Raw genomic sequence first — 13,745 nt, forward strand, 5'->3', positions numbered from 1 at the left:
TTGAAATATCAAAAGCAGAAAAGGAGAAATTTGCACATAAGTATGCAGACAGCTTAAAAACGGAATTGACAAAAAAGAAAATCATACCATTTGAACAGAAATAAAAAACTACCGCCAACAAGGTATTGCCAAAATCGGGGCTGAAGTAATTCTATTGAACTTTTTTACTAAATTTAAGCTGTGGTATTTCTATAGAGCTGTGGTGCTAAAAATCCCCGCATTCGGCAATACCCGAAATGTTTTTGCACCCAATTTTGATGCATAATCAAGAATCTTACTAGATTTCTTGATGAACAAGGATTTGCGAAAAAGGTCATAGCGGAACTGACAATCATTAAACCTCTGGTTGGTGTTATCACCAACCATTAAATTTAAATTCGACAACCGAAAGTAACCAATTAGATGGTGATAACAACAACTATAAAAGAAAAATGAAAAACGCCTCTCTAATATCTTTTTTATTTCTTTTAACCATAATCTACTGCTCCTGTAAATTGAATAAAACCATAGTTGGAGATTACTACGCCAGAAATTTCGGAAAATGGTATTTAAAAATCGATTCTAACAACTCTTTTCAATTTATAAGCGAAGATTATAACGCTTTATACGCTAAAAAAGAACTATTTTTTCAAACAAAAGGAGTTTGGTTCAGACGTGGAGACTCTTTATTACTAAACAGTAAACCAAGTAAATCAGGAATGTTAAGGAATAACGTCGAGATACTAGAGAAAATTGCTGAAGAATCGACGTTTATGTTTTTTGATAGTTTCGGAGATACCATTCAATTCAATAACGTTCTCAAAAACCAAGTTCTCTTTGCTGCCAGATTTCACGGCGATTACTCAAAAATTAATGCTAAAGTAGTGAAAGGAGATTTTTTTGAGTTTGACTTTATTAATACTTATCAGCCTTTTACCTTTAAAATCCCAACTAATGAATCCAAGATATACAAGGTTACTCTGGCTAGAAAAGAAAAAAGTGATTACTTTAAAGATTACATTTTTCTAATCAAAAATAAAAAGCTGATAGATCTAGTTCAGAAAAGAGAATATAGAAAGAGTAAGTAGCGGATATATATAAGAAACTTTCATCTCTAAACCCGACAGCGCCAAATAGCCCGGAATGGAGCAAAGCGCAATGAGGACTATAGGCAATGGCGGGACTGCAGCAACTATGAAAAACTGCCATTCGTTTTCAACAAAAAAATCCCTGCTTAGATAAATAAACAGGGATTTATGGTAATCAGTCTAAGAAATCGTTTCTATTTTAAATAATGTAGGCGTGAGCGTGTTGAAGACTTATAAAAGGCACTTCGACAAGCTCAGACTAACAACTGAATAAAAAATTACTTACTCAACTCAGCAAAATATTTGTGAAACAACGGCAACGTTTCTATGCCTTTGTAATAATTAAAAATATCGTATTTCTCGTTTGGCGAATGCAATGCATCGCTGTCTAAACCAAAACCAAAAAGTACAGATTTAATGCCCAGCACATCTTCGAACAAAGCTACAATCGGAATACTGCCTCCGCCACGCGTTGGGATAGCCGTTTTACCGAAACTGTCTTCAATAGCTTTTTCTGCAGCTTTGTAAGCAATACTGTCTGTAGGCGTTACAACCGGTTCGCCACCGTGATGCGGTGTAACCTTAACTTTAACTCCTGCAGGTGCAATGCTCTCGAAATGTTTCGCGAAAATCTCAGAAATCTCTTCAGAACTTTGATTAGGCACCAAACGCATAGATATTTTTGCATTTGCCTTGCTTGGCAATACGGTTTTTGCTCCTTCGCCAATGTACCCGCTCCAAATACCGTTTACCTCTAACGTAGGGCGAGTGCCTGTACGCTCTAAAGTGCTGTAGCCTTTTTCGCCCCAAACGGCATCTATTGCTAAATCTTGTTTGTATTCTTCCTCGTCGTAAGGTGCAGAATTTAAGGCTTTTTTCTCCTCGTCTGTTAATTCTACCACTTTATCGTAAAATGCAGGAATGGTAATGTGGTTGTTTTCGTCGTGCAAAGAAGCGATCATTTTGCAAAGAATTGTTGCCGGGTTTGCTACTGCCCCCCCATAAACGCCAGAGTGCAAATCTCTGTTCGGACCAACAACTTCTACTTCCATATAAGCTAAACCACGTAAACCAGTCTCAATAGATGGGTTTTCCATGCTAATCATCGATGTATCGGAAATTAAAACTACATCAGCTTTTAATCGCTCTGTGTTAGCTTTAACAAAAATACCCAAGTTTGCCGAACCAACTTCCTCCTCGCCTTCAATCATAAACTTAACGTTGCAAGCCAAAGTGTTGGTTTTCATCATCAATTCAAATGCCTTTACGTGCATGTAGAACTGCCCTTTATCGTCGCAAGCGCCACGAGCATAAATTTTACCATCGCGTACGGTTGGCTCAAAAGGTGGCGTTTCCCACAATTCCAACGGATCTGCCGGCTGTACATCGTAGTGTCCGTAAACCAAGACCGTTGGTAAACTTGCATCAATTATTTTCTCGCCATAAACGATGGGATAACCAGCTGTTTCGCAAATTTCAACTTTATCTGCACCCGCATCTTTAAGTTTTTGCGCTACAAAATCGGCTGTTTTTAACACATCGGCTTTATATTTTGGATCGGCACTAACCGATGGAAAACGCAATAACTCAAACAACTCATCTAAAAAGCGTTGTTTGTTATCTTCAACATATTTTTTGATTTCTTGCATAACATTTATATTTTGAACAAATATAGCTTTTTTGATAAAGCCACCTCAAAAACTATAAAGCAAATTAATATAGAGGCTAAAAACATGGTATAATCTTTACACAGAGGCTATATTTATTACCTTAGCAGAAACAAAACCTCGTGATGCAAACATTTACCAACGAAACAATAGATTTAACTCTTTTACCCAAATATGAGGAAGTGGTGCTGGAGAAACCGCATCCAAATTATTGGAAAGTTATTATTATTAACCTGAGTGTTTTTCTGGTTATTTTTGGTGCTTTTGCAACAAGCGTTTTATTTTTAGACGAATCTTTTACAGTTAATAAATGGTATTTAGCGGGCGGTTTTGCAGTGCTAGCCGTTGTACTTTTTACTTTATATCGTGCCAGTTTTAAAAAAAGAGGTTTCGCATTGCGAGAAAAAGACATCATCTATAAACACGGCATTATTGCTGAAACTACTACCATTATTCCGTTAAATAGAATTCAGCACGTGGCATTGGCCGAAGGTGCAGTTTCAAGAATATACGGATTAGCAACGCTGCAGATTTTTACAGCTGGTGGCGCCAGTGGAAATGTAAATATTGCCGGAATTGCGGTAGAGCAGGCTAAAACCATTAAAGAAGCTTTGGTAAAACGCATTGATTTAGTGGAGGAGCAAACGCAGCATGCCTAATTTGGATTTTAGTAAGCCACAACGGCAGTCGGCAGTGGGCATTATTGCTTTAATTGCCCATAGCGCACAAAAAGTAATTAGGGCAACAGCCATACCCATATTTATTTTTATAATTAAAGCCAAGGCAACCGAATTGGCTTACGTGCTACTGGGCGCATTTATTTTACTTGTAATCAGTGCAGTATTTACTTATTTAAGTTATTTAAAGTTTACATTTTTTCTAGATGAAGAAAAGCAGGAATTTATAGTAAACGAAGGGATCTTAAATAGAACTTTACTCGCCATACCGCTAGGGAAAATACAGCAGATTAATATTAACCAATCTTTTTTACAGAAATTGGTTGGCGTACATAGTTTGCAAATAGATACAGCCGGCAATGATGGTAAGGAAGTGAGTATAAAAGCAATTGATCACCAAATTGCATTAGCATTAAAAGAACGTTTATTAAATGGACGTATAATTGCCGAAGCTGCTAAAAATGAAAGTATTGAGGCAGAGAGACCAATTATACCTTTTATAAAAATAAGCACCAGTACTTTAGCAAAAGTTGGCTTAACGTCTCATTACGGCAGCAGTTTAGCATTGCTAGTGGGTTTTACCTACGCGGTTTTCCATAATATAAAAGATCTTTTAAAAGCTTTTGATACCGACAATGGGCAAGTGGAAGCATTAATAGAAAAAGGTTTCAATTTAGCTTCTATAGGTATTTTAGTAATTGCTTTACTGGTAGTTTTGTTGCTGATTAACTTAGTACGAACGTTTATAAAATATTATAACCTTCAAATTAGCAAACACAAAAATTCGCTACTAATTTCTTCTGGTTTATTAGCTACCAAAAACACTTTATTAAGCCCTAAAAAGGTACAACTTACTACCTACAGTCAAAATTATTTTCAGCGAAAGCTGAATATGCTAAATTTAGAATTAAAGCAAACCGAGGTGGGCAACCAACAGGATGGCGAAGAAGTTCGTAGTTCAAATTTGTCTTTACCTGGCTGTAGCAAAGCCGAAAAAGACGCTATATTGGAGCTGATTTTAGGGAAACTTCAGTCAGAGAATTTGTTGCTTAAGCCAAACTTTAGGTTTTTAAACCTGCCTATTTTCTTTAAAGCAGTTTTGCCAGTGGCGATATTTTTTGTCTTGCTTAACTTTTTTAACGAGTTAAAGCCTTACTACCCTTTGGCTATTGCTTATTTCTTTTTGACAGGGTTGATGATTTTTATCAGTTTTAAAAACCATCGTTTAACGGTAAATCAAGATGTAATCATCAAAAAATCTGGCATTTGGGATATTACTAACGAACACTTATTGCCGCACAAAATACAATCCATTTCTACTTTCCAGTATCCTTGGCATAAAAGTGTAGATGTTGGGCATGTAGATTTACACACCGCTGCAGGCGTTGTTCATTTTAAGTTCGGCAATTACACGCAAATTAAACAGCTAGTTAACTATTGGTTGTACCAGGTTGAGAGTGGAGACAAAGATTGGATGTGAAAAACTTAGCGGTTTAAAGTAGAAAAACCATATAAGAAATATAAGTTTCGTGAATTAATATACATCTTATATGGTTAAAATTACAACAGGTATTAAAGCATCATGATACCTTTTATGGTAGCAACTTTTTTATAAACCGCAATTACTTCATCGGCATTCTGCATCTGTTTTTTTACTGTAATAGATACATATTTACCAGTTTTAGATGGTTGTTCTATAAATTTATCATCAGGTAAAGCTGCACGTAATTCTCCTATTTTATCAATTCCGCCTGTTATAATAAATTTGAAATTATAAATACCAGGAAACTGCTCAACGATTTCTAATTTCTCTTTTAAATTAGCGTAGCTATCTTTACTCCCTCCCTCAGGAATATCAGAAAATTCAATGTGTTTATCACTCATAATAATAATATATCAAATTCTATTCCCAGATAAGCAATATGCAATTTTGTCATAATTTTTCTAGTTAGTTGGATTTGGAATATTGCATTGCTATTTTAACCATATAAAAAGTATAAGCTAAAGATAAGTTTTATGGCCATAAATCCGCTTTGGGTTTCCACCTTGATAGATGCACACCCCCTATTAAACTAAACCTTGGCGAAGCGGTTATGGAGCCGATTTTTCTTCGGCGGAATTTGAGCGGAGCAAAGGGCTGAGGTTGCCATAATACCCAGGTTTTGATTTACCCCTAAATCTTTTTAAGGAGACTTTTTAAATCTTCGTTTTGATGATAAAAAAATATAAAATAGGCTAGTTATTTACCAACACCTTTTCATAACCAACACATTATTTCTTATTTTTGAGGTTCAAAAAGACAGGAACGGATTTGGATTATTTAGCAGGATTAAACCCACAACAAAGAGCAGCGGTAGAAAATACACAAGGACCAGTAATGATTGTTGCTGGTGCGGGTTCGGGAAAAACTAGGGTAATTACCTATAGGGTTGCACATTTGATACAAAAAGGCGTTGATCCTTTTAATATTTTGGTGCTTACATTTACCAATAAAGCCAGTAAAGATATGCGTGAGCGTATTAGCAAGGTAATTGGGCCTGAAGCTAAAAATATTTGGATGGGAACATTTCACTCGGTTTTCGCCAAAATTCTGCGTGTTGAAGCAGAGAAAATCGGCTATCCTTCTAACTTTACCATTTACGATACAGACGATAGTAAAAGTTTAATTCGCACGATATTAAGAGAAATGCAGTTGGATGATAAACTGTATGCTGCCAATGTGGTTTACAATCGTATTTCATCAGCGAAAAACAATTTAATTTCTCACACCGAATATTTAGAAAACGACCAATTACAGGCAGAAGATGCCGGCAATAAACGTCCGCTGTTAGGGGTTATTTACGAAACCTATGCTAAACGTTGCTACAAGGCAGGTGCGATGGATTTCGACGATTTGTTATTTAAAACTAACGTTTTGTTAAAAAACCATCCTGATGTATTGAACAAATACCAACATAAGTTTAAGTATTTGATGGTTGATGAGTATCAGGACACCAACTTCTCGCAGTACACGATTGTGAAAAAGCTGGCAGCAGCGCACCAAAACATCTGCGTTGTGGGCGATGATGCACAAAGTATCTACGCTTTCCGTGGGGCTAACATTCAAAACATTTTAAATTTCGAGAGAGATTATCCTGATTTGAAGGTTTACAAATTGGAGCAAAACTATCGTTCTACGCAGAACATTGTAGAGGTTGCCAATAGCATTATTGCCAACAACAAAAATCAGTTAGAAAAAAATGTATTTTCTGACAATGAAAAAGGTGATAGAATTAAGGTTTCTAGAGCTTTTACAGATAATGAGGAAGGTAAATTAGTTGCCGAAGCTATTGTACAAGATAGGCTAAATGCAGGGATAACGTATAAGGATTTTGCAATTCTATACCGTACAAATGCGCAAAGTAGAGCAATGGAGGAAGCTTTAAGAAAGCTAAATGTTCCTTACAAAATCTATGGTGGTTTGTCTTTCTATCAACGTAAAGAGATTAAAGATTTAATTGCTTATTTCCGACTAACTTTTAATCCGGCTGACGAGGAAGCGATAAAACGTGTAATTAATTATCCGAGAAGAGGTTTAGGGGATACGACTTTAGAAAAAATCTCTGTTGCCGCCGATAAACATGATATTACCATGTGGCAGGTAATCTGCAATCCGCATCAGTATTTAGAGGGGCGAATCCCGAATCAGCTTAACGATTTTGCGGTAATGGTACAGAGTTTTGCCGCAGAATCTAAAAAATTAGATGCTTACGATACCGCCTTATTTATTGCGCAACACAGTGGAATTTTAAAGGAATTACATACTGACGATAGCGTGGAAGGCAGAGCCAGATACGAAAACATACAAGAATTACTAAACGGTATTAAGGAGTTTGCCGAGCGAGAGGACATTGAAGATAGAAGTTTAGCTATTTTTATGCAAGACATTGCTTTGCTTACCAACGACGATAAAGACAAGGACAAAGATGCAGATACGGTTTCGCTAATGACCATTCACTCTGCCAAAGGTTTGGAGTTTAAAAACGTATTTATTGTTGGGCTGGAGGAGAATCTTTTCCCATCTCAAATGTCTTTAACTTCTAGAACTGATTTGGAAGAAGAGCGCCGTTTGTTTTATGTGGCAATAACCAGAGCAGAGAAAAAACTAACTATCACCTACGCTACTTCTCGTTATCGTTGGGGTACGCTAACTTCTTGCGAACCAAGTAGATTCATTAATGAAATTAGCCCTGCTTATTTAGAGTTAGAAGTGGTTAAACCTGCAAAAGGAACGTTTAGTAACAATAGTTTTGATAGCGAACGTAAAACTTGGAGCCAGCAAAGAGAAGTTACTGCAAAGCCATCACTTAGTAGCAGTAGCACCGTAATTAGACCGAAAACCACCTCTATGCTACCTAAAGCACACGTTCCTACCCCTGGGTTTGCACCGAATGCAGCTAACGAGTTTCAGAATGGAATGGATGTTGAACATGAAAAATTTGGTTTCGGAAAAATTGTAAACCTTGAAGGTATTTTGCCAGATGTTAAGGCCACTGTTTTCTTTCAGGGTTTAGGCAATAAACAGTTGTTGCTAAAATTTGCGAAGTTGAGGATAGTGAAATAGTATTTATCCGCAAAGACATAAACAGCATAAAGTATTCTTGCGGTCCGCTAAAACTTACTTTTAACCGCAAAGACACTAAGAGCACAAAGTTTATTATTCGTTTGGCCGATGTAATCATCAACCCACTAAAACTTATGTTTAACTGCAAAGAAAGAGAATAAAAATTATTTATGAAAAGTTATGCTCAGTTCGGTTGGGTATACTAAAGCAAGGATAGGCTAACATTCCGATTTCCGTTTTTAGGAGAATGACGAACTTTATAAATAATTTTATATATTTGAACTTTAAGGATTACAGCATTTCGATGAATTCTTAACCAAAACCTTTTCTCTAGAAAATATGCCTTGTTTCTCAAACTCATATTTTTGTTTTGGTTATTTCATAATGCCACCTACAATACCTAATTTTCACCTATAATTTTATCAAATGAGTTTCGACTATAATACTACACGTAGCGACTTAATTTTGGCAGAGTATGGTAGAAATGTACAAAACATGGTTAAGTACATTATCGATTTGCCAACTAAGGAAGAACGTAATAAATATGCCCAAGCGGTAATAGATTTAATGGGATTTCTAAACCCACACCTGCGAGATGTTGCAGATTTTAAGCATAAACTTTGGGATCATTTACACATTATTTCTGATTATAAGATTGATGTAGATAGCCCCTACCCTAAACCAACGCCAGAAGAAGCTAGGTTTAAACCCGCTCACATGGGTTATCCTCAACAAAAAATAACCTACAAACATTACGGAAAAACAGTTGAAAAACTAATTTCCAAAACAATGGAAGAGGAAAATCCAGAACGTAAATCTGCTATGGTACAAGGCATTGCCAACTTTATGAAAATGGCTTACGTACAATGGAATAAAGATAACGTAGCTGACGAAGTAATTATCAAAAACCTTCGCGAACTATCTGGTGGCAATTTGGAGTTAGAAGAAAATGTCAACCTACAAAAAGTAGAGTTCAGACCACAATCTAACAGACAAAACAACAACAATCGCGGCAGAAACAACAACAATAAAGGACGCCAAAACAACAACGGTGGACGCCCACAGCAAAAAAATAATAATCAAAAACAAAGATATTAATCAAATAGACCGTCGTTACAAAGCACAAAGCAATCTCTTTTGAGAATTAATTGGCACATAACTAACGGCGAAGAAATACTTACTAAACATGAATGCATTCGAAATTATAGGTGGTAAAAAATTAAAAGGCGAAATCACGCCTCAAGGTGCTAAAAATGAAGCACTTCAAATTTTATCAGCCGTATTACTTACCGATCAGAAAATAACTATTAGCAACATTCCAGACATCAAGGATGTTAACAAACTTATTGAGCTTTTAGGCGATTTAGGCGTTGCTGTAGAGCGCATTAACAAAGACACTTACACTTTCGAAGCTAAAAATATAAATTTAGAATTTTTCTCTTCTGATGTTTTTAAAGCGAAAGGTGGTGGTTTACGCGGTTCTATCATGATTGTTGGACCACTTTTGGCTCGTTTCGGTAAAGCTGCAATTCCAAAACCAGGTGGCGATAAAATTGGTCGCCGTCGTTTAGACACTCACTTTTTAGGTTTCGAAAAATTAGGTGCAAAATTTGTTTACGATAGCAAAAAAGCATTTTTTAACGTAGACGCTACCAACCTAAAAGGCGCTTACATTTTATTAGATGAAGCTTCGGTAACAGGTACTGCAAACATTGTAATGGCTGCCGTACTTGCTAAAGGAACAACTACAATTTACAACGCTGCCTGCGAACCGTATTTGCAACAGCTTTGCAAAATGCTTAACCGCATGGGCGCAAAAATTTCGGGCATTGGGTCTAACCTTTTAACCATAGAAGGCGTAACCAAACTAGGTGGCACAGAACACAGAATGTTGCCAGATATGATCGAAATTGGCTCTTTCATCGGGTTAGCGGCCATGACAGAGTCTGAAATTACCATTAAAGATGTTTGTTACGACGAGCTAGGTGTTATACCAGAAGTATTTAAAAAACTTGGAATAAAATTAGAACGCAGAGGCGACGATATTTATATCCCTTCTCAAAAACATTACATCATAGATACTTTTATAGATGGCTCTATCCTAACCATTGCCGATTCTCCTTGGCCAGGTTTTACACCAGATTTATTGAGTATTGTATTAGTGGTAGCTACCCAGGCGCAAGGAAACGTACTTATCCACCAAAAAATGTTCGAAAGCCGTTTATTCTTTGTCGATAAGTTAATTGACATGGGTGCGCAAATCATTTTGTGCGATCCGCATAGAGCAACGGTTAATGGTATCGATAAAAAGTACAAATTACGCGGTATCAGCATGACTTCTCCAGATATTCGTGCAGGCGTTTCTTTGTTAATCGCAGCATTATCTGCCGAGGGAACCTCTACCATTTACAATATAGAGCAAATTGAGCGTGGTTACCAAGATATCGACATTCGTTTACGTGCTTTAGGCGCACAAATTAAACGCGTTGAAGGCTCTGGCCCAAGCCATTAATAAACTAAAAGCATAAAGCAAAAGACCAGCTGTGATTTTTCATAGCTGGTCTTTTTATTATAAGTCGTCTGGCTTAGTGCTTTGCCTACCGCAGTTAAGTATTCGAAGCTTTGTTCGAAGCGCAAATACATTACTATTTTTAAAATCAGTCCTACTTTCCGCTATATCCCCGATGAAAAATCGGGGGATGCCGCTTCAATTAGGGCTATAAACTGAGGTTGGTGCTAAATAAGCCCCTCATTTAACAAAAGCATTTGTAAAATAAACCTGATAAAAGCGATAATACACTTTTGAGCAGAGACTTTTCAAAATTTGTTATGGTGAGCGTAATCGAAGCACTGCAAGCGATAGACAAAAGCTTTAATTTATCACTACAGATAGCTTATCCTACTTTCGCATCACTATGTACTTCCGATATTTATCTGAACGAGCTGAGCATGACAATGCTTGAAAAAACCTTGCGTTCTTTATGTCTTAGCGGTTAAAAAATAGCCACATAGTAAAGTCAAATGTTACTATGTGATCTATGTTTCTATATGGCTAAACTTTCTTTCGCGTTAAGATACCCAGTCGAGCTGGGCATAACGAAAGTTCAACTATCCCGAAATAGCTTCAATAATATCGTATTGCGTAATAATCTCGATTTTTCCTTGTTCATCCTCAACCAAAACCGCACTTACATCTTTATTAATCATCGATGAAATTTTATCAATCGAGGTATTTAAATCAACAAAAGGCAAACTTGCAGTCATAATCTCTTTAACCGGACTCGATTTTAATGATGGATTTTCCAAAAGTGAATCCAACACATTACTTTCGGTTACTTTTCCAATAACCATTCCTTGTTGTGTAACAGGCAGCTGAGAAATACTTAAGGTTTTCATGATGTTAATCGCTTCGATAATCGTTTTTTCGCAATCTAACGTCACTACTTCTTGGTTGCTTCGTTTAGCCAAAATAGAACGAGCAGTAAGCTTTTCGTCTTTTAAGAAACCACGTTCACGCAACCAATCTTCGTTGTACATTTTACCCATATAACGACTTCCATGATCATGAAAAATCACTACTACAACATCTTCTGGCTTTAACTTATCCTTCAACTGCAATAGCCCCGCAATTGCCGAACCAGCAGAGTTACCCGCAAAAATGCCTTCTTTACGAGCAATATCTCTAGTCATTAAAGCAGCATCCTTATCAGTTACTTTTTCAAAAAGATCAATTACATCAAAATTTACATTTTGTGGTAAAAAGTCTTCTCCAATACCTTCTGTTATGTAAGGATAAATTTCATCCTTGTCTAAAATACCTGTTTCTTTATATTTTTTAAATACAGAACCATAAGTATCAATTCCCCAAACTTTAATGTTAGGATTTTTCTCTTTTAGATATTTACCGGCTCCAGAAATTGTACCGCCCGTACCTACGCCTACTACTAAGTGCGTAATTTTACCTTCCGTTTGTTCCCAAATTTCAGGACCAGTTTGCTCGTAGTGGGCTTGTGTATTCGCTAAATTATCATACTGATTTGGCTTCCAAGAGTTTGGCACTTCACGCTCTAAACGAGAAGATACCGAATAATAAGAACGCGGATCTTCTGGATCTACGTTGGTTGGGCAAACAATCACCTCTGCACCAAAAGCACGTAAAGCATCAACCTTTTCTTTAGATTGTTTATCGGTTGTTGTAAAAATACATTTGTAGCCTTTAATAATGGCAGCCATTGCCAAACCCATTCCGGTATTTCCAGATGTACCTTCTATAATGGTTCCGCCAGGTTTTAAAACACCTCTTTTCTCAGCGTCTTCTATCATTTTTACCGCCATACGGTCTTTAATAGAATTACCTGGGTTGGTTGTTTCTACTTTAGCCAAAACCGTAGCCGAAATTTCTTTAGTTATATTGTTTAATTTAACCAATGGCGTATTACCAATGGTTTCTAAAATATTGTTATACCACATGCCACAAAAATACGTAATGACAATAAGTATTTTATTATCTAATATGAATTCAAAATTTAATATTAAAAAAATCGAAATAAAATTATTTTATTTCATAAACTACCAATTAAGTATACTTTAATACTACATTATTAGGCAAGCTTATATAATTTTCCGGGAAGAGATACGATTACACCCTGCATTTCGAGCGTGAGCAAAATAATTGCCAGCTTACTTTGCGCAATATTTATACGTAAACTAAGTTCATCTATCCCTAATGCCTCTACCTCCAAAAGGTTATAAATTAATTGTTCGTCCTTACTCAGGTTTAGTGGCATTTTAACCTGCACACTTTCTTTCTTCTCTGCCTCGGCATCCCAACCTAAATAATAAATTAAATCCATTGGGTTGTTAATCAAGCCAGCCCTATTGGTTTTGATTAAGAAATTACAGCCTTCAGAAAATTCATCGTTCGTTCTACCCGGAAATGCGTAAACATCTTTATTATAAGAATTTGCGATTTCGGCAGTGATTAAAGCGCCACCTTTTAAAGACGCTTCTACAACCACCGTTACATCGGCTATGCCAGCAATTATTCTGTTTCGTTTCGGAAAATTTTCCCTATCGGGATTTGTACCCGGTAAAAACTCTGTTAATAACCCGCCATTATGCACCATTTTAAGTGTTAGTTCTTTATGCACCGCTGGGTAAATCCTATCCAATCCGTGCCCTAGAATACCAACCGTCGGGATACCAAAATTTAAACTTTCTTTATGCGCAGCCGCATCTATGCCATGCGCCAATCCGCTGGTAATAACTACATTGTAAGGCTGTAGAACTTCAGCCAATTGTTTGCAAAGCATTTTCCCGTATGCTGTAGCATTACGTGTGCCTACCACACTTACAATTCTACTGTGATTTAAGTCGGCAGTGCCTTTATAATATAGCAATAGCGGTGCATCAAAACAATTTCTAAGACGTTTAGGATAATTATCATCGCCATAAAAAAACACATCTATTTTATGTTTTTCTATAAAAGCCAAGTGTTTTTCCGCTTCCGCGATAGCATTATTTTGCAGAATAGCATTCGCACGAGCTTCGCCAATGCCATCGAGCTTTAATATCTGATGTTTTTTCGCCTCGAAAACAGCTTCAGCACTACCAAAGTGAATGAGAAGGTTTTTTGCATACATTGGCCCTACTCCTTTTATTAAACTCAGCGCTATTTTGTGTACTAAACTCATCAAATCTAAACTAGATAATTTAGTTAATAAGTCAAAAT

Annotated in this window: 10 protein-coding genes; 6 read left to right on the top strand and 4 right to left on the bottom strand. The window is 36.5% G+C overall.

Going from position 1 to position 13,745, the window contains the following annotated elements; genetic code table 11:
• The first annotated feature begins 494 nt into the window (after window positions 1–494).
• Window positions 495–1,067 carry a hypothetical protein gene (locus DUT69_RS18325; RefSeq protein ID WP_113654736.1) on the top strand — a complete coding sequence of 191 codons (573 nt, stop codon included), beginning with the start codon at window positions 495–497 and terminating at the stop codon, window positions 1,065–1,067.
• Between the two features lie 278 nt (window positions 1,068–1,345).
• On the opposite strand, the gene DUT69_RS18330 is transcribed toward DUT69_RS18325, so the two are convergent.
• Window positions 1,346–2,716, bottom strand: a complete 1,371-nt coding sequence (locus tag DUT69_RS18330; protein WP_113654737.1) for a dipeptidase — start codon at window positions 2,714–2,716, stop codon at window positions 1,346–1,348.
• A 143-nt stretch (window positions 2,717–2,859) separates the two neighbouring features.
• Here DUT69_RS18330 and DUT69_RS18335 point away from each other — a divergent pair, with 143 nt between their 5' ends.
• Together DUT69_RS18335 and DUT69_RS18340 are read left to right on the top strand one after the other, a co-directional pair.
• Window positions 2,860–3,393, top strand: coding sequence for a PH domain-containing protein (locus DUT69_RS18335; protein WP_113654738.1), 534 nt, complete (start codon window positions 2,860–2,862; stop codon window positions 3,391–3,393).
• On the top strand, window positions 3,386–4,891 hold the full coding sequence (locus DUT69_RS18340) for a PH domain-containing protein (RefSeq protein ID WP_113654739.1): 1,506 nt from the start codon (window positions 3,386–3,388) through the stop codon (window positions 4,889–4,891). The genes DUT69_RS18335 and DUT69_RS18340 overlap by 8 nt, the downstream gene beginning before the upstream one ends.
• A 92-nt stretch (window positions 4,892–4,983) precedes the next feature.
• Here the strand turns inward: DUT69_RS18340 and DUT69_RS18345 are convergent, their stop codons facing one another.
• On the bottom strand, window positions 4,984–5,295 hold the full coding sequence (locus DUT69_RS18345) for a DUF493 family protein (protein WP_113654740.1): 312 nt from the start codon (window positions 5,293–5,295) through the stop codon (window positions 4,984–4,986).
• Window positions 5,296–5,722: 427 nt separating this feature from the next.
• On the opposite strand from DUT69_RS18345, the gene DUT69_RS18350 reads away from it, so the two are divergent.
• From DUT69_RS18350 to murA, 3 genes are all read left to right on the top strand, one after another.
• Window positions 5,723–8,014, top strand: a complete 2,292-nt coding sequence (locus DUT69_RS18350; RefSeq protein WP_113654844.1) for an ATP-dependent helicase — start codon at window positions 5,723–5,725, stop codon at window positions 8,012–8,014.
• Between the two features lie 426 nt (window positions 8,015–8,440).
• The gene (locus DUT69_RS18355) at window positions 8,441–9,112 is read left to right on the top strand and encodes a DUF4290 domain-containing protein (RefSeq protein ID WP_113654741.1); all 672 of its coding nucleotides are present in this window, start codon (window positions 8,441–8,443) and stop codon (window positions 9,110–9,112) included.
• An 88-nt stretch (window positions 9,113–9,200) separates the two neighbouring features.
• Entirely contained in the window at window positions 9,201–10,526 is a 1,326-nt protein-coding gene (murA, locus tag DUT69_RS18360) for a UDP-N-acetylglucosamine 1-carboxyvinyltransferase (RefSeq protein ID WP_113654742.1), read from the top strand.
• A gap of 596 nt (window positions 10,527–11,122) precedes the next feature.
• Here the strand turns inward: murA and DUT69_RS18365 are convergent.
• A complete protein-coding gene (locus DUT69_RS18365) occupies window positions 11,123–12,484 on the bottom strand; it encodes a pyridoxal-phosphate dependent enzyme (protein WP_113654743.1) in 1,362 nt (453 codons plus the stop codon).
• 131 nt (window positions 12,485–12,615) lie between these two features.
• Window positions 12,616–13,707: a DNA-processing protein DprA gene (gene dprA, locus DUT69_RS18370; protein ID WP_113654744.1), complete on the bottom strand. Its 1,092-nt coding sequence runs from the start codon at window positions 13,705–13,707 to the stop codon at window positions 12,616–12,618.
• Between the last annotated feature and the right edge of the window lie 38 nt (window positions 13,708–13,745).

Origin of the sequence: Pedobacter namyangjuensis (assembly GCF_003313325.1) — a bacterium.
Lineage (GTDB): Bacteria > Bacteroidota > Bacteroidia > Sphingobacteriales > Sphingobacteriaceae > Pedobacter > Pedobacter namyangjuensis.